This is a genomic window from Nostoc sp. MS1 (assembly GCF_019976755.1).
Classification (GTDB): domain Bacteria; phylum Cyanobacteriota; class Cyanobacteriia; order Cyanobacteriales; family Nostocaceae; genus Trichormus.
Genome location: NZ_AP023441.1, coordinates 2298351 through 2315442, shown reverse-complemented (window position 1 = coordinate 2315442; position 17092 = coordinate 2298351). Strand labels below are relative to the sequence as shown.

The 17092-nt window shown below is 41.0% G+C and carries 14 protein-coding genes; 6 read left to right on the top strand and 8 right to left on the bottom strand.

The genetic code is table 11. The features are described 5' to 3' along the window. Positions 1-131 precede the first annotated feature (131 nt). A complete protein-coding gene (locus tag NSMS1_RS10075; RefSeq protein ID WP_224092879.1) occupies positions 132-329 on the top strand; it encodes a hypothetical protein in 198 nt (65 codons plus the stop codon). 160 nt (positions 330-489) lie between these two features. Then, on the top strand, positions 490-1293 hold the full coding sequence (locus NSMS1_RS10070) for an SGNH/GDSL hydrolase family protein (RefSeq protein ID WP_224092878.1): 804 nt from the start codon (positions 490-492) through the stop codon (positions 1291-1293). Positions 1294-1335: 42 nt separating this feature from the next. Here NSMS1_RS10070 and acsF read toward each other — a convergent pair whose 3' ends face one another. Continuing rightward, positions 1336-2391, bottom strand: coding sequence for a magnesium-protoporphyrin IX monomethyl ester (oxidative) cyclase (gene acsF / locus NSMS1_RS10065; protein ID WP_224092877.1), 1056 nt, complete (start codon positions 2389-2391; stop codon positions 1336-1338). A gap of 254 nt (positions 2392-2645) precedes the next feature. Here acsF and hemF point away from each other — a divergent pair, with 254 nt between their 5' ends. Further along, positions 2646-3704 (top strand): oxygen-dependent coproporphyrinogen oxidase, encoded by a 1059-nt coding sequence (gene hemF, locus NSMS1_RS10060; protein ID WP_224092876.1) that lies wholly within the window; start codon positions 2646-2648, stop codon positions 3702-3704. A 205-nt stretch (positions 3705-3909) separates the two neighbouring features. Here hemF and NSMS1_RS10055 read toward each other — a convergent pair whose 3' ends face one another. After that, a complete protein-coding gene (locus NSMS1_RS10055) occupies positions 3910-7140 on the bottom strand; it encodes an efflux RND transporter permease subunit (RefSeq protein WP_224092875.1) in 3231 nt (1076 codons plus the stop codon). A 2-nt stretch (positions 7141-7142) separates the two neighbouring features. After that, positions 7143-8564: an efflux RND transporter periplasmic adaptor subunit gene (locus tag NSMS1_RS10050; protein WP_224092874.1), complete on the bottom strand. Its 1422-nt coding sequence runs from the start codon at positions 8562-8564 to the stop codon at positions 7143-7145. Between the two features lie 386 nt (positions 8565-8950). On the opposite strand from NSMS1_RS10050, the gene uvrA reads away from it, so the two are divergent. Both uvrA and NSMS1_RS10040 read left to right on the top strand, forming a co-directional pair. Then, complete coding sequence (gene uvrA, locus NSMS1_RS10045; protein WP_224092873.1) at positions 8951-11836, top strand: excinuclease ABC subunit UvrA; 2886 nt, start codon at positions 8951-8953, stop codon at positions 11834-11836. A gap of 63 nt (positions 11837-11899) precedes the next feature. After that, entirely contained in the window at positions 11900-12316 is a 417-nt protein-coding gene (locus NSMS1_RS10040; protein WP_224092872.1) for a GNAT family N-acetyltransferase, read from the top strand. Between the two features lie 43 nt (positions 12317-12359). On the opposite strand, the gene NSMS1_RS10035 is transcribed toward NSMS1_RS10040, so the two are convergent. The 5 genes from NSMS1_RS10035 to NSMS1_RS10015 all read right to left on the bottom strand — a co-directional run bounded on the left by NSMS1_RS10035 (position 12360) and on the right by NSMS1_RS10015 (position 15182). After that, entirely contained in the window at positions 12360-12761 is a 402-nt protein-coding gene (locus NSMS1_RS10035) for a type II toxin-antitoxin system VapC family toxin (RefSeq protein WP_224092871.1), read from the bottom strand. Further along, positions 12761-12997 (bottom strand): hypothetical protein, encoded by a 237-nt coding sequence (locus tag NSMS1_RS10030; protein ID WP_224092869.1) that lies wholly within the window; start codon positions 12995-12997, stop codon positions 12761-12763. The genes NSMS1_RS10035 and NSMS1_RS10030 overlap by 1 nt, the downstream gene beginning before the upstream one ends. A gap of 184 nt (positions 12998-13181) precedes the next feature. Continuing rightward, positions 13182-13889: a Uma2 family endonuclease gene (locus NSMS1_RS10025; protein ID WP_224092868.1), complete on the bottom strand. Its 708-nt coding sequence runs from the start codon at positions 13887-13889 to the stop codon at positions 13182-13184. 202 nt (positions 13890-14091) lie between these two features. Next, a complete protein-coding gene (locus NSMS1_RS10020) occupies positions 14092-14289 on the bottom strand; it encodes a hypothetical protein (RefSeq protein ID WP_224092867.1) in 198 nt (65 codons plus the stop codon). A 38-nt stretch (positions 14290-14327) separates the two neighbouring features. After that, positions 14328-15182 (bottom strand): mechanosensitive ion channel family protein, encoded by an 855-nt coding sequence (locus NSMS1_RS10015; RefSeq protein WP_224092866.1) that lies wholly within the window; start codon positions 15180-15182, stop codon positions 14328-14330. Between the two features lie 391 nt (positions 15183-15573). Here NSMS1_RS10015 and NSMS1_RS10010 point away from each other — a divergent pair, with 391 nt between their 5' ends. Beyond that, a complete protein-coding gene (locus NSMS1_RS10010) occupies positions 15574-17076 on the top strand; it encodes an IS5 family transposase (protein ID WP_224085439.1) in 1503 nt (500 codons plus the stop codon). The last annotated feature ends 16 nt before the right edge of the window (positions 17077-17092 follow it).

Sequence of the window (17092 nt, the reverse complement as noted above, 5' to 3'; positions counted from 1 at the left end):
TAATTCTGAGTTAGCTACTAAATTTCTATACCTTAGAGAGATTTTTAATTCATATACATAAAAGATAATATTCTTTTTGAATGTGATTTAAGATAAAGTCACAAGTAACTGATAACTGACCATAAAAAATAATGCAAGACTCAGCATTTACCATATTTATCATTTTTGGCTGTCTCTGGATAGCCATAGGAATAGTTGGTGTAATTGCTCTTATGAAATCCGAAGGTCAAGAGCTACGCTTTGATAAATGGGCATTAATAGTCTTAATTCCCATTGTTGCACCGATAGTAGTTGTCTTGTTATATCAGGTGCTAAGACCGTTGTTTTGATGCAGTGGACATGAGTGGATAAAGGCGATCGCAAGCATTCCCAATTAAATTGCGCTAACCATTAGCAAAAATATATTTATGGGTTTAGACTTTTATCGCATTATTTTTATCCCCATGATACTACTATTTATTCACCTGATTGCTACCTACTAGAACTATTATGAATAATATTAAAATTCAAGTCTATATTATGAGAAAATTTCCGCGTAAATTAATTAGTCTAAGTTTAGCTTTATTAATGCCAGCTTGCTTACCAACTAACTCTGCTAATGCAAATAGCAAAGTTAAAGTTATGTCTCTGGGAGACTCTCTATGTGCGAATAATATTACAGCATTGCGTAATGCAGTAGAGCGTACTAAATTCGGAGCTAAAATAGATTGGGTAGGAACTAAAAAAGACGGAACATATAAAGACTCAGACAATGAATGTCATGGAGGTTGGTCAGCAGCACAGGTTTTGCAGAAACCAGGAGCAAATGTTCGTTTACCAGCTTGGGAAAAGCAACCAGGAAGTGTTCGCAATTGGGTTGAATCCACTAAGCCAGATATAGTTTTAATTATGATTGGAACTAATGATTTTTTTGGCAGTAAAGAGAGGGGTGATGATACCTCTGGCTCTTTGAAAGAATCACTCCAAGGAATTATTGATAATATTTATGCTGTACGTCCCAAAGCATCTATTGTAATTGCGTCTATTCCCCCCTTTAAGTGGAATATTGATAAAGGGAAAGATACAAATCAAACTAAAACTACAACTAACGAATTTCTCCAGCAACTTGTGACACGACTATCTGCACAAAAGAAACGAATATATTTCTTAGATATGCACGCCGCTATACTTGCTCGTTTGCGTCAAAGTAATATTTTTCAAAATGATGGTCTGCACCTGAATAATGAGGGTAATCAGTTTATGGCTGAACAATGGACTAATGCTCTGACGAAAGTAATACAAGAGAAGAAATAGTTAACGGTTGACGGTTAACTATTAACCGTCAACTTCACCAACCTAACGCACGGTTTCTCGCAAAGTTTCAGTGTTAATGGGTTTGATGAGGTAAACCAACAAAAGATTCCAGATAATTGCTGCTATCAAAGGTAGTTTACGAATTAGCTTTATAAATTTAGGCTGAGAACTACGCTCAATTTCAGAAATCTGCATATTGTAACCAGCGCAGCATTGCAGCCGAGGGAAGAATTGGGGATGTTCAGTATTCAACATGACAGGAAAAGCCCGTCCTGCCGTTTCGTTAGTGTTTTGTACAACTTGATGGTCAAATTCTGTAGCATCTAGTCCCAATGATTTGTAAAAACCAGCGCGTTCATGAACTGTCATCGTATGAGTTGCAAATACCGATAGCAGAAAAAAGCGACTCCATAGCCTAGCTTTCCAAGTTTTCCATAGTTGCGGTTGAGAACGTAAAAGTGCCTTGAATATATCTCCGTGGCGGTTTTCGTCCTGACACCAACTTTCAAAGTAGCGGAAGATGGGGTAAAACTGATTTTCTGGGTACTTTTCTAAATGTCTATAGATAATGATGTAACGCCAATAGCCGATTTTTTCTGATAGGTAGACGGTGTAGAGTACCCATTCAATGGGGAAAAATGTATATGTGCGGGTTTTAGTTACCTTCGCTAAATCTAGGGAGAGTTTAAAATCGCCCATTGCTTTGTTCAAAAATCCGGCGTGGCGGGCTTCATCACGCGCCATCAGTTGGAATATCTCTGCTAACAGTGGGCTACGTTCTTTCAGCTTGCGGGATAATTCCTTAAACAACAAGAAGCCGGAGAACTCAGAAATGCAAGAGCGTTCTAAATAATTAATAAAGGCTTGCCTTGTTTCGCCGTCAATGTGTTCCCAGGACTGTTCAAAGGTTTCATCCCGGACAAAATGGTGGCGGTTGTAGTCTGCTCGCATTTCTGCCAACATCGCTTGTAGTTGCGCTTCTTGAGCAGATAAATCTAGGTTGGCGGCTTTTTCAAAATCCGTGGTATAAAACCGGGGCGTAAGTATAGTTTCTTTGCTGGGGGTTTTTGTTTCTGTTTTGGGTAAGGTGTTAACCATACGTAATACGGTAATTAAGTAAATAATTTCATAGCTATCAAGTTATAATAAGTAGAGTTATTTACGCTAGTCCTCTTTACAATCCTTCAGCAAATTTGGCGATGTTTCACATAAGGTAATCAAAATAAGGCTTTGAGAACTCGGTTGGAGATGATTTATTAAGTTTTGAAACTTTTCTCATTTAATTTAACTACATAACTATAAAGTGATTAATTAGCGTAAATACCCTGACTTAGAGTTTGAGAGGTTTGAACATGGTTCGTCATTTCGATAATTCTCTGCAAGAATCTGCAAATCACACAGTATTACCAACATCACCCACCAACAACATACCCCAGGATTCACGGCAGCGAGTGCAACAGTTCATGCAGAACTTACAGGACGAGATTTGCACAGCCTTAGAACAGCTTGATGGAGAAGCACGCTTTCACCAAGATTATTGGCAAAGAGAGGGAGGCGGCGAAGGACGTACCCGTGTAATTAGAGAAGGGCGAGTGTTTGAACAAGGTGGTGTAAATTTCTCCGCAGTGTGGGGTAAGGGTTTACCAGCAGCTATTGTGGCACAACGTCCAGAAGCGGCTGGACAAGAGTTTTTTGCCACGGGAACCTCAATGGTGCTGCATCCTCGTAACCCATATGTGCCAACGGTACACCTCAACTACCGCTACTTTGAAGCGGGTTCTATATGGTGGTTTGGTGGTGGGGCTGATTTAACTCCCTACTATCCTTTTGCAGAGGATGCTATTCATTTTCACCAAACTCATAAAAATGCTTGTGATGCCCATCATCCAGAGTATTATCCCACCTACAAACGTTGGTGTGATGAATACTTCTACTTGCAACATCGCCGAGAACAACGAGGCATTGGCGGTATTTTCTTTGATTATCAAGATGCTAGTGGTAAGCTTTATGTGGGTTCTCAAGTAGATAGTGCCGCAGCAGCTTACAGCCAACAAGTGGGGAATGTATCCCGCAACTGGGAAGACATATTTGCGTTTGTGCAGTCTTGCGGCAAGGCATTTTTACCAGCTTATGTACCAATTGTAGAACGGCGGCAGGAAATAGAGTATGGCGATCGCCATACTCTATTTCAGCTTTACCGTCGGGGTCGCTACGTCGAGTTTAACCTAGTGTATGACCGAGGGACGGTTTTTGGTCTGCAAACCAACGGACGCACAGAATCTATTTTGATGTCTTTACCTCCTCTAGCACGCTGGGAATACTGCTACGAACCAGAACCAGGTACACCAGAAGCACAGTTAACTGAGTTTTTCCTGCAACCACAAGATTGGGTAAATCAAACCAATTGGTAATATGGTAGTCCGATTTGATTTCTGAAAAAGTTGAAGTATGTATTGGCGCGGCAAGGCTAAAATATTGCATTAGAATCACCTGATTCTTGGGGTTCAAAAATGAGGCGTTGCATATTTGCGGGATGATTTTACTATGTATTTCAGGGCAGGCAGGATGCCTACCCTACAAGAATCATCCCTTGATTCAGCAACGCCAAAAATGATATTAAGCCACTGGAGAATTAGCTTTTGCAGATTTACGCCAGTTGCGTTTTTTCAAATATGTTTGCCAAGATTCCATGTACGTGTAAAACACAGGCGTTAAATAGAGGGTGAGGAATTGGGAGAATAATAACCCTCCTACCACGGCTAAACCGAGAGGACGACGGGTATCTGCACCTGCACCAAAACCTAAAGCAATGGGTAAGGTTCCCATCAATGCTGCCATCGTCGTCATCATAATGGGGCGAAATCTGACTAAGCAAGCTTCGTAGATAGCATCATAAGGACTTTTGCCTTCTTGACGAGCGACAACGGCAAAGTCAACCATCATGATACCGTTCTTTTTCACAATCCCAATTAACAAGATGATACCGACGAAAGCGTAAATATTTAAGTCAACATGAAATATTAGCAGCGTCAGTAATGCACCGAAACCCGCAGAGGGCAAACTAGAAAGAATAGTTAAGGGATGGATAAAGTTTTCGTAGAGAATACCTAAGACAATATAGATAACGAAAATCGCTACTAATAGTAACCATCCTAAACCTTGAATGGAAGATTGAAATGCCTGGGCTGAACCTTGGAAGCCTGTACTAATGGTAGCTGGCAAGGCTTGTCTGGCGATGTCTGCAATTTTACTGGTGACGTTACCTAATGAAACTCCTGGTTTGAGGTTGAAGGAGATGGTAACAGAAGCTAGTTGTCCTGTGTGGTTGACTGTCAACGGCCCCACATCTTTGGTGACGGTGGCGACGGCGTTGAGGGGTACAAGTTGTCCATTGGGTGAACGGATGGAAAGTAAATCTAAGGCTTGAGGATTGTCTTGATATTTGGGTTCTACACCCATAATTACTTGATATTGACTATCAGAGGCGTAAATTGTGGAAACTTGGCGAGTACCATAAGCGTTACTCAAAGCTGTTTCGATTTGATCGGCTGTTAAGCCTAAAGTAGAAGCTAAATCACGGTTGATGTTGACTCGTAATTGGGGATTTTTGATTTGCAAATCACTGTTGACATCTTGCAAGTCTTCTAAAGCGCGGAGTTTCTTTTCTAAGCTAGGGGCGTATTGATAAAGTTCTTGGACGTTGGGGCTTTGCAGGGTAAATTGATACTGGGCTTTTGTTTGTTGTCCACCAATGTTGATGGCTGGGGGATTTTGTAAGAAAACTTTCACCCCAGGAATGCGGGATAATTTGGGACGGAGTTCTTGGACAATATCATCTGCACCTAGTTGGCGATGGTTACGTTCTTTGAGTTTGAGAAAAATTCGTCCAGCGTTGGCGCTAAGGTTTGGCCCCCCAGCACCCACACTGGAGTTAACAGCCGCCACATTGGGATCTTTATAAGCGATCGCCGCAACTGCCTGTTGATGTTTTACCATTTCATTAAAGGAGATATCTTCGGCAGCTTGGATGTTGGCGGTGATTTGTCCGACATCGGCGCTAGGAATAAACCCTTTAGGAACGATCATAAATAAATACACCGTCGCCACCACAATGGCTGCGGAAATCACCATCGTTGTGCGATGGTATTTCAACGAGAGTTTTAAACTCCAATCGTAAGCACCGAGTAATTTATCAAAGAAGCTTTCACTTAAGTTATATAGGCGAGTCGTCCAGTTTTGTTTGCTTGCACTTTGATGTTTGAGATTAGCAGGATGATTTGACTCATCAATTTCTCCCCCTACTTCCCCCTCTCCCCCATCTCCTTGATGATGGGGTGGACGTAGGAAGCGGGAACATAACATAGGTGTCAAGCTGAGGGAAATCACCCCAGAAATGAGAATTGCCACGCTAATTGTCATGGCAAATTCGCGGAATAGTCTGCCTAATATCCCACTCATAAAGAGAACGGGAATGAAGACGGCAACTAGAGAAATGGTCATGGATAAGATAGTAAAACCAATCTCTCTCGAAGCATTTAACGCCGCCTCAAATCGGCTTTCTCCCATTTCCATGTGACGGACAATGTTCTCTAACATAACGACAGCATCGTCTACCACGAAACCCACAGAGAGAGTCAACGCCATTAAAGATAGGTTATCTAAAGAGAAACCCAACAGCAGCATGATCCCAAAGGTAGCTACCAAGGATAGGGGAACTGCCAAACTGGGAATAATTGTTGCTGATAGGTTGCGAAGGAATAAAAATATTACCAAGACAACTAAGGCGATGGTCAGTAGCAGAGTAAACTGGACATCATCCACCGATTCTCGAATTACTTGCGATCGGTCATACAGGATTTCCATGTTCACAGCAGCCGGAATTTGTTTGCGAAAATCTGGTAGTAGCTTCTTAATTGCTTCCACTACAGCAACGGTATTAGTTCCTGGCTGCTTTTGAATTGCCAATACCATCGCCCTCACACCAGCATTTTTCTTTGGTTCTTTCTCTCCCTTATCAGGAAAAAACCAACTCGCTATCTTATCGTTCTCCACACTATCCAGAACTTGGGCTATTTCTCCTAACAGCACTGGCGCACCATTGCGATAAGTGACAACTAAGGAACGATAGCTGGCGGCATCATTTAATTGCCCATTGGCTTGGATGGTAAAATTTTGTTTACTACCGTACAGTGTACCAGTTGGTAGGTTGACGTTACCTTGAGCGATCGCTGTCGCTACTTCATCTACACCTATACCTTTGGCACTAAGAGATTCTGGATCTAATTGCACCCTGACTGCGTACTTTTGAGAACCATATACCTGCACCTGCGCCACCCCATCCACCATCGATAGGCGCTGTGCCAATAGAGTTTCTGCATATTTATCTACGGTTGATAGGGGCAGAATCTCGGAATTAAGCGAGATGTAGAGGATTGGTTGGTCTGCTGGGTTTACCTTGCGATAAGATGGGGGGTTAGGCATATTTGTCGGCAACTGCTTGGCCGCCTTGGATATTGCCGCCTGTACATCCTGTGCCGCCCCATCTATCTGCCGACTCAGGTCGAATTGCAAGGTAATTTGTGTAGTTCCCAAGGAACTGGTCGAGTTCATGGAACTCAAGCCGGCTATGCTGGAAAATTGCTGTTCTAGGGGTGTAGCCACGGAAGAAGCCATTGTTTCCGGGTTGGCTCCTGGTAGATTAGCCGTTACCTGAATTGAGGGAAAATCTACATTGGGCAGGTCGCTGACGGGTAACATGGTGTAACTCATCAGCCCAAATATCAACACCCCAACCATGACTAATACCGTCATGACTGGGCGACGGATAAATATTTCGGAAATGTTCATGATTACTTCCTAGTTCCTACTGCTGGTTTTACCTGCACCGTAGCCCCTGGTACTAGATTGAATTGCCCATCTATAACCACTTGTTCACCCGCTTTTAATCCCTGTTGGATAACTGTTTCACTGCCAACAGTGTCACCTACAGTCACAGGACGCATTTCGGCGATTTTGTTGGGTTTGACTACGTAAACAAACTGTCCTTTTTGTCCTGGCTGCACGGCTGGGGCGGGTACAGTAATTGCACTGGGTTGCTCAGTTAATTTTAAGACTACGTTGACGAATTGCCCTGGAACTAGGCGATCGCTATCATTAGTAAAGGTGGCTTTAATTTGAATAGTGCCTGTTTGGGGATTCACACCACTATCGACAAAACTCAGTTCCCCTTTGACTGGTTTGCCTCTATCTTTACTCGGTAAAGCATCTACTTCTAGTTTGTGGTCAGCACTGTATTTCTTTAGGTCTGGTAACAACCTTTGGGGAAGAGAAAATGTGACATAAATCGGCCGAATCTGGCTAATAGTAATGAGAGGATCGTCGGCATCGGCTTTGACTAAATTGCCTTGGTTCACCTTTAAGCTACCAGTACGCCCGTTAATAGGGGAGTAAATAGAAGCATAGGATAGCTGGACTTTAGCATTATCTATGGCGGCTTGGTCTGCGGCTACCAATGCTTTGGCATTTTCCACATCTGCTTGGGCAGCCGCAACACCAGCTTTGGCAGTTTCCACATCGGCTTGGGCGGCGACAACCGCAGCTTGAGCGTTACTTACACCGCTTTGGCTGGATGAAACTGTTGCTTGTTGAGCATTAGCTGTGGTTTGATACTGTTCTGCTTGCTCCTTACTAATTGCCCCTTCTTTCAGCAAACTGGCATAGCGTTGAGCCTGGACGTTGGCGTTAGTATATTGAGCTACATCCTTAGTAACGTCGGCTTGTGCTTGTTTGACTTGGGCTTGGGCTTTCTCCACATTGGCTTGTGCTTGCCGTACCTGCGCTTGCGCTTTGGCTAAATTAGCTTGTGCTTGTTGTACTTGCGCCACATCTTTGGCTTTGTTGGCTTGAGCCTGCATGAGTGCAGCTTGCAGGGAGCGAGAATCAATGGTAAACAGTAAATCGCCTTTCTTGACGTTTTGTCCTTGGCGAAAGTACACACCCATGAGTTGCCCCCCAACTTTAGACTTGACATCTACTGTAGAATATGCTTCTACTGTGCCTGTAGCTTGTACAAGTAGGGGAACTGTCTTTTGTACGGCACTAGCGACTACCACAGGTATAGGTCGTTTTTTAGCAGTGTCTTTTCCATTGGATTGTGCTTCAGAAGCTGCACAAGCAGTACATAAGTAACCTAGCCCTAGCATTAGTAGCCAGAATTTACTACCAGAAAGCGGATGTTGGGCGAGTTTCAAAAAAGCCTTGCGCGTTTGCATATAAACTAAACAACTAATATCAATTAGATTTGGATCAAGACGGCGTTTAGCTATTTATCACCCAGGCGAACACCTATGGCGGATGCTTGCGCCATTGCTTTTTTCTCAGACAGATGTGGTTAATTATGCTTGAGTAACCATTATTGTTAGTCAGCCTAACAATTAGAATGCTAATAATTTCGTAATTATAATACTACAAAGCCTAAAAAATCACCTTTTAGTCAGAAAAATCTACCCAAAGAGATGGAATTATTTCAGATTGGGAATCAAGGTATAAATATTGGGCAATCCCCACCTAAAACAGTACGATTGTTCTACTATTACCATAGGAAAAATAGTATTATTAAAAACTGTTTCGCGCTGCCTCACTTTATCACTTGGTCTATATGTCAGATAATAAGTTAGCCGCATCCTTAAATGGACATCTTCCCTACACTAATCACAACAGCCAGAATACCATTAGGATTCGGGGTGCGAGACAGCATAATCTGAAGAATATTGACTTGGAGTTGCCACGCGATCGCCTGATTGTGTTTACTGGTGTATCAGGGTCGGGTAAATCTTCTCTGGCATTTGATACGATTTTCGCTGAAGGTCAACGGCGTTATGTGGAATCTCTTAGCGCCTACGCCAGACAATTTTTAGGACAATTAGATAAACCTGATGTAGAAGCCATTGAGGGTTTAAGTCCCGCAATTTCCATTGATCAGAAATCTACATCTCATAACCCCCGTTCCACAGTGGGAACGGTGACAGAAATTTACGACTATCTGCGACTGTTGTTTGGTCGGGCTGGTGAACCCCATTGTCCCATATGCGATCGCTGTATTGCACCCCAAACTATCGATGAGATGGTTGATAGAATTATGGAACTACCAGACCGGACAAAGTTCCAAATTCTCGCGCCTGTGGTGCGGGGTAAGAAAGGAACTCATCGCAAGACGTTATCTAGTTTGGCTTCCCAAGGTTTTGTCCGGGTGCGGGTTAATGGCGAAGTCCGGGAACTGTCCGATTCGATTGAGTTGGATAAAAATATTACCCATACAATTGAAGTAGTCATTGACCGCTTGGTGAAAAAAGACGGTCTACAAGAACGTTTAGTAGACTCTTTATCTACGTGCTTAAAGCAGTCTAGTGGTATTGCAAACATCCTGATTAGTCCAGCTTCCGACAACCCAGAAGCAAAAGAAGAAGAATTAGTCTTTTCCGAAAACTTCGCCTGTCCTGAACATGGTGCGGTAATGGAGGAGTTATCACCGCGCTTGTTCTCCTTTAACTCCCCCTACGGCGCTTGTCCCAACTGTCACGGTCTTGGAACTTTACGCAGATTTTCGCCAGAGTTGGTAATACCTGACCCTGATGCACCAGTATACGCGGCGATCGCACCTTGGTCAGAAAAAGAAAATTCCTATTATTTAGAACTACTATACAGTTTGGGACAGACTCATAATTTTGAGTTGCAAATTCAGTGGCATAAGCTGACACCAGAACAACAGCAAATCATTTTGTATGGGGAGAAACCGGAAGGGAAAGATAACCAAAAGACACCCCAGTTTAAAGGTGTACTGCCAATTTTACAACGCCAATATGAGGGCGGTTCAGAATTAGTTAAGCAGAAATTAGAGCAATATTTAATCGACCAACCTTGTGAAGTGTGCAAGGGAAAACGGCTAAAACCAGAAGCTCTGTCTGTGAAGTTAGGACAATATAATATATTAGATTTAACTGGAGTATCGATTCGGGATTGCCGGGAGAGAACAGAGCAGTTAAAAATGAGCGATCGGCAGATGAAAATTGCCGATTTAGTTTTGCGAGAAGTTAAAGCTAGATTGCAATTTTTGTTAGATGTCGGCTTAGATTATCTTACCTTAGACCGGGCAGCCATGACCCTTTCTGGTGGGGAAGCCCAACGTATCCGCCTCGCCACACAAATTGGTTCCGGCTTAACAGGAGTTCTCTACGTTTTAGATGAACCAAGCATTGGTTTACATCAAAGAGATAACGGCAGATTGTTAAAAACTTTAATCAAATTACGCGATTTAGGTAATACCTTAATCGTAGTCGAACACGATGAAGAAACAATCCGTGCCGCCGATTACTTAGTTGATATTGGCCCCGGTGCAGGTATTCACGGCGGTAATATTATTTCTCAAGGTGGTTTAGAGGATTTATTAGCAGCAGAAAAATCTCTGACTGGTGCATACTTATCAGGACGCAGGGTCATCCATACACCAGCAGAACGCAGAGAAGGTAATGGTCGTAGTCTAATAATTAAAAATGCCTATCGCAACAATCTAAGAAATATCGATGTCGAAATTCCTTTAGGTAAACTTGTAGCGGTAACAGGTGTTTCTGGTTCTGGGAAATCAACATTAATTAACGAATTACTTTACCCATCACTACAACATCATCTCACTAAAAAAGTTCCATTACCTAAAGATTTAGATAAAATTCAAGGTTTAAATGCAGTTGATAAAGCCATTGTCATCGACCAGTCACCCATCGGCCGCACACCACGTTCTAACCCTGCAACTTACACAGGTGTTTTTGATGTTATTCGGGATGTATTTTCGCAAACAATAGAAGCCAAAGCCAGAGGTTACAAACCCGGACAATTTTCTTTCAACGTTAAAGGCGGACGCTGTGAAGGTTGTAGCGGACAGGGTGTAAATGTCATTGAAATGAACTTTCTCCCTGATGTTTACGTACAGTGCGAAGTTTGTAAAGGTGCAAGATACAACCGCGAAACCTTGCAAGTGAAATATAAGGATAAATCTATTTCTGACGTTCTCAACATGACTGTTGAGGAGAGTTTAGATTTCTTCCAAAACATTCCCAAAGCTGTGACAAGGTTGCAAACCTTATTTGATGTCGGCTTGGGTTACGTCCAGCTTGGACAACCTGCAACTACATTATCTGGTGGTGAAGCGCAACGGGTGAAATTAGCCACAGAATTATCTCGCCGCGCTACAGGTAAGACACTATATTTAATCGATGAACCCACGACAGGCTTATCGTTTTATGATGTCCATAAGTTATTAGATGTGTTGCAAAGATTGGTGGATAAGGGTAACTCAATTTTAGTAATTGAACACAACTTGGATGTGATTCGTTGTGCTGATTGGGTGATAGATTTGGGGCCAGACGGTGGCGATAAGGGAGGAGAAATTATTGCAGTTGGGACACCAGAAGAAGTTGCAAAAAATTCCCGTTCTTATACTGGGCAATATTTGCAGCAGGTATTACAACAATATCCGGCGGCGGTAAATTAATCTTCGTCTAAATAAAGATAAGAGCGTGCATGAGTGATAGTCAAATAAAAACCTTTGCCGAAAATGAATATTCAAGAAATTGAGTTTCGAGAAAATTCTGATCTTCCACCTGAACAAGTTATTTACCTTTATAGCCAGTGTGGTTGGTCATCTGCCAAAAAACCAGAGAAGTTGTTATTCGCCTTATCCAACAGTGAAATTGTGATTTCTGCATGGTATAAAGATATTCTTGTAGGTTTAGGAAATGCTATTTCAGATGGGGCGCTTGTAGTTTACTATCCTCATTTATTGGTACTACCTGCGTATCAACGTTGTGGTATTGGGCGTGAAATTATTCATCGCTTAAAACAGAAATACTCATATTTTCATCAACAAATTCTACTTTCTGTTGATAATGCTACTTCATTTTATGAGAAAGTAGGTTTTCGTTTAGCTGATAATGTTAAGCCGATGTGGATATATGATAATTTCGATATTTAGTTAAAAAATATAGTAAAGGTGTTCAACTTTCAAAACATTCAAGTTACCAAATAATATTTATCCCAGATGTAGTTATCTTGGAGTCTCGACTAATTAAGGGTAAACCCAAATGCTTGGCGGTAGCTACAATAATTCTGTCAGGCATATCAGGAACAATATCTCGTGGTATTGTTGCCAATGCTGTGACTACCTCATCTGTAAGATTCGCCAGAATTAACCCACTATTGTTAGCTATTAACGCAGCATCTAGCTGAGTCTTCATTTGTGCTGATATACGCCCTTTCTCTTGCAAATAAACAATTTCTACAAGACAAATCGTAGGAATATAAATAACAATTTCACCGCGATCGCATCTTTCAAAAGCTTGGTTAGCAGCATAGCTAAGTTTCTGGCTATCTTCTAGATACCAAATCAAAGCATGGGTATCAGTTACTAAATCAGACATTAAAAATCATCGCGGGGGAAGTTTGACCACATTTGCTGTCTGATTTCAGCAATATCTGATTCTGTTACTTGATTACCCTTCCACAATCCTCTTAAGGAAATTCGCTGTTTTGGCTGAACCGTTATCAACTCTTTTTCAATTTGAGGTGCAACTTGTTCAATTAAGCGTATCTTATCTACTAATGAAAGTTGCTTCACCAATTTAAGAGCATCTTCTAGTGTTACTGCTTTCTCCATTATTCCTGACCTTAGCCCTGATTAAAAGCTTATCATTACTACTTAAAGCTTGTTTATGATCCGATTTAAACTAAGTATCACTGCCTTACTTAATCCATACTAACGGTTGCTCAGAAGATGCGATCGCCTAGAATCAAGTTTTTTCATGTTGATGTAGGTTTATTTAGAGAAAGCGATCGCATCTTCACCTGTTTGCCAATTTCTGCACAAAATCACTATGTTCAGGTGAATTTAACCCTAACTGCAATACTTTCAATACCTGCGCCATCTGATTATTCAGCAATGCTTCTACTGCTAACCACAAACCTGGAAATACTTGAGAGCGAATAATACCATCTGCATCAGGAGATAGCAATCGATAGTCACCATCAATCACGTAAAACCATTCCAGTTGATTCTCGTAAGATTGCCAGATTACATACTCCAGCACCCCGTTACGGCGGTAAACCTGCTTTTTGCTACCCCTATCAATTGCAGCACTACTTGCGGCTATTTCGACAATTAACTCAGGCGCACCTTCAATATAACCATCGTCACTCAATCGAGTCTGTCCGCCTGCATCTGGTTCAATGAATAATACTGCATCCGGTTGTGGTTCGTTATCCAAATCAAGCCTCACAGTTGGGGCATCACTTAAGTCAACACCAGGAGTTAATGATTGGTAGACTCCTAACCAAGTTATTACTCGACTATGGGGTTTACCATGCTGTTGATGTCTTAAGGGTGAAGCCACGTAAACGATTCCTTCAATCAGTTCGGCTTTTTTGGCATGGGTATCAGCAGCATAAAGCCGTTCAAACTCGGGACGAGTTAGGCGATCGCCACTTTGAAGCGGGGGTAGATGTTCTTGGGGTGAATTGGCTTGTGTTTGCGGTGAGTATTCTCTAACCATTTACCCATCCTAGAAAAGAGCGATCGCTTGATCTAAATAAACCTGCTTCAATATGAAAAAACTTTTCTAAACCTTCTGCTTGTTCATGAGTAAGTTTTGTCTTACCACTCATAAATTTCTGCACAATCTCATTGTAACTTCATATCAGCATGACGTATATTCATACATTCACGTAGCCATGCCACAGCAATATTAAATCAGACTAAGCCTCAGCCTTATCATTACCTTGTGGCGGCAATGGTTTAACTACAACCCTACCATTTTCCACCACAGTACAAGTTTTGTCTACACTTTCAGGGTGGTTAACGGAATCATCCTGACATTGGTTTTGATACGATGTATTTTGCGTCTGTTGTTGGTTCAGAACAACTGCACAACTAGCGCAAGAAAAAGAAGACATATCAAGTAAATGGGTATATACATTTATTATCGCACACTCTAGCCCAAAGATGTGCGTTGTGCCACACTAGCTGATGTTCCATCCCGTGATGCTTCTATAAACCTGTAGTTTTGTTCGGGTACAGGATATCCAGCAGCACCAAAAGTTTCGCGGATGGCTTTATTCGTAGCAAAATAAACTTGCCAGTAATGTTCATTATGGCAATAAGGACGCACTGCTAGTAGTGGCCCTGCTAAGTTGAAGTCTAATATTTCTACATCTGGCACAGGATTATTTAATACATGAGGAATTTGGCTAATTCTTTCTTTTAATCGCCTAATTGCATCTTCATGATCAACACTATGATGAAGTTGCGCTTCTAAGTCTACGCGGCGGTAAGGATTGGCAGAAAAGTTTTGGATATTGTCAGCAAATATTTTATTATTACCAACAATTGTTCTGACATTATCTAATGTATTTATTGTTGTTGTAAATAATCCTATTTCTTCTACTATTCCAGTAACACCTGCGGCTGTGATGGTGTCGCCAACTGCAAATGGACGAAAAATAATCAAAAATGCACCAGCCGCAAAGTTAGCTAAAAGTCCACTCCAAGCTGCACCGATGGCTATACCCGCAGCCGCTAATAATGCAGCGAAGGAAGTAGTTTCTATGCCGAAAAAGCCCAGAATTGCTACAATTAAAACAATTCTTAGTAAAACGGCTGCTATATTCACAATATAGTTAATTAATGTCGGTTCGACTTGTCTACTACGAAAAGCGCGACGCAATAATTTTAAACCAAAATCAATTAACCATTGAGCAACAATCCAAAGGGCGATCGCGCCTAAAACTCTCAGCCCGAATTGGATTAAAAGAGCAAGAGCAACTTGACTAATTGCAGGTATATTCATCAGTTTTTCTCTATTTATTATGCTTTTTAGAAAAAACAGTCAGTTCAACAAAATATTTATTTTGTACTGACATAATATTGAGAATAAGCTGATAAACTCTCCTCCTTCTTAAGATAGGTTCTCTTTGTCTCTGTAGTGACTTTAAAACATAGAGAAACAGAGTCATACCAATTCACGAAATACATGATACACATGATAAATCTCTAATTCGTTTTCCCTGCTGCCTATGTGTATCAATATTAAAGTGAAACGGTATCACAGATAATAAATAGGGCTGGCTGAATAAGGGCGAAAGATAGCAGAATGAAGAGTTTCAGGGTCAGGAAAGAAAAATAAGGTGAAAAGAAAAAGGGTAAGATAAGTAAAAATCCTTGTAGCAAGTTGCGTTAAAATGTATCGAAGAGCGCAAAAGCAAGAAAAAGCAGCAGAAAACTTTGAACTACCCTTTGGGGGAAAACTAGCGTCAGATAACCGATGGGTAATCATGGCGAACATGATACCTTGGTCAAAATTTGAAGCAGAGTACGCAGAAATATTTTCAGCAAGAATGGGAGCGCCAGCCAAAACATTTAGAATGGCGTTGGGAGCATTAATAATTAAAGAAAAATTAGGAATAAGTGACAGAGAGACAGTAGAACAAATTCGGGAGAACCCGTATCTGCAATACTTTATAGGAATGTCAGCATATAGTAATGAATCTGCATTTGACCCGTCAATGCTAGTTCATTTTAGAGAAAGGATAGATATAGAATTAGTCAATAAAATCAATCAAGAAATAGTCAGGAAGATGTTAGAAAATAAACAGGAGGTAGAAGTAAGAGCAAAAAAGCCAGAGGTCGAGGATTCAAAAAGTAAGCCAGCCAATAGAGGAAAATTAATATTAGATGCTAGTTGTGCGCCAGCAGACATAAGTTATCCGACAGATTTAGGATTATTAAATCAAGCCAGAAAGCAAACAGAAACAATCATAGATACATTATATAAGTCCTTATTAGTAAGAAATATCAACAAACCAAGAACCTACAGAAACAAAGCAAGAAAGGATTATTTAGCAGTAGCCAAGAAAAGAAAACCAACAGTTAAAGAAAGAAGGAAAGCTATCAGAAAGCAACTGCAATATATCAACAGAAATTTAACTCATATTCAGCAGCTAATAAATTTAGGTGCGTCACTATTAAAACTGAGCAACAGTCAATATAAGATGTTGCTAGTAGTAGCAGAAGTTTATCGTCAACAGTTATGGTTATATGAAAATCAAAAAATTAGTATACAAGACCGCATTGTCAGTTTAAACCAACCACACATTCGTCCGATTATCCGAGGTAAAGCCGGGAGAACAGTAGAGTTTGGGGCTAAGTTTTCAGCTAGTTACTATGATGGCTATGTATTTTTAGACCATATTAGTTGGGACAACTTTAACGAATCAGGAGACTTAAAATCACAAGTAGAAGCATACAAAAACTACACCGGATATTATCCTGAATCAGTTCATGTTGATAAGATTTATCGGACGAGGGAGAATCGAGCTTGGTGTCAAGAAAGGGGAATTAGAATTAGTGGCCCACCACTAGGTAGACCCCCCCAAAATGTCAGCCCTGAAAAGAAGAAACAAGCCGCTTATGACGAAAGGATTCGTAATTGTATTGAGGGCAAGTTTGGACAAGGTAAACGAAGATTTAGCCTTGGTAGAGTTATGGCTAAACTTCCTCATACTTCTTTCACCGCTATTGCCATAACTTTTTTAGTTATGAATCTTTCTACTCTGCTATTACGGCTTTTTTGTGTATTTTTTTGCCTATTTTTCAAAACTGAGTCTTTTTTTACTTCTTCTATTATCGAAACTGATATTTCATTAAACCTTAAACAACAAAAACTTATCTTTTTTCTGGACTGACTACTTAATCAATTTT

Coding starts and splice junctions, on each gene's coding strand:
- NSMS1_RS10075 (WP_224092879.1), top strand. CDS start 132: ATGCAAGACTCAGCATTTACCATATTTATCATTTTTGGCTGTCTCTGG.
- NSMS1_RS10070 (WP_224092878.1), top strand. CDS start 490: ATGAATAATATTAAAATTCAAGTCTATATTATGAGAAAATTTCCGCGT.
- acsF (WP_224092877.1), bottom strand. CDS start 2,391: ATGGTTAACACCTTACCCAAAACAGAAACAAAAACCCCCAGCAAAGAA.
- hemF (WP_224092876.1), top strand. CDS start 2,646: ATGGTTCGTCATTTCGATAATTCTCTGCAAGAATCTGCAAATCACACA.
- NSMS1_RS10055 (WP_224092875.1), bottom strand. CDS start 7,140: ATGAACATTTCCGAAATATTTATCCGTCGCCCAGTCATGACGGTATTA.
- NSMS1_RS10050 (WP_224092874.1), bottom strand. CDS start 8,564: ATGCAAACGCGCAAGGCTTTTTTGAAACTCGCCCAACATCCGCTTTCT.
- uvrA (WP_224092873.1), top strand. CDS start 8,951: ATGTCAGATAATAAGTTAGCCGCATCCTTAAATGGACATCTTCCCTAC.
- NSMS1_RS10040 (WP_224092872.1), top strand. CDS start 11,900: ATGAATATTCAAGAAATTGAGTTTCGAGAAAATTCTGATCTTCCACCT.
- NSMS1_RS10035 (WP_224092871.1), bottom strand. CDS start 12,761: ATGTCTGATTTAGTAACTGATACCCATGCTTTGATTTGGTATCTAGAA.
- NSMS1_RS10030 (WP_224092869.1), bottom strand. CDS start 12,997: ATGGAGAAAGCAGTAACACTAGAAGATGCTCTTAAATTGGTGAAGCAA.
- NSMS1_RS10025 (WP_224092868.1), bottom strand. CDS start 13,889: ATGGTTAGAGAATACTCACCGCAAACACAAGCCAATTCACCCCAAGAA.
- NSMS1_RS10020 (WP_224092867.1), bottom strand. CDS start 14,289: ATGTCTTCTTTTTCTTGCGCTAGTTGTGCAGTTGTTCTGAACCAACAA.
- NSMS1_RS10015 (WP_224092866.1), bottom strand. CDS start 15,182: ATGAATATACCTGCAATTAGTCAAGTTGCTCTTGCTCTTTTAATCCAA.
- NSMS1_RS10010 (WP_224085439.1), top strand. CDS start 15,574: ATGTATCGAAGAGCGCAAAAGCAAGAAAAAGCAGCAGAAAACTTTGAA.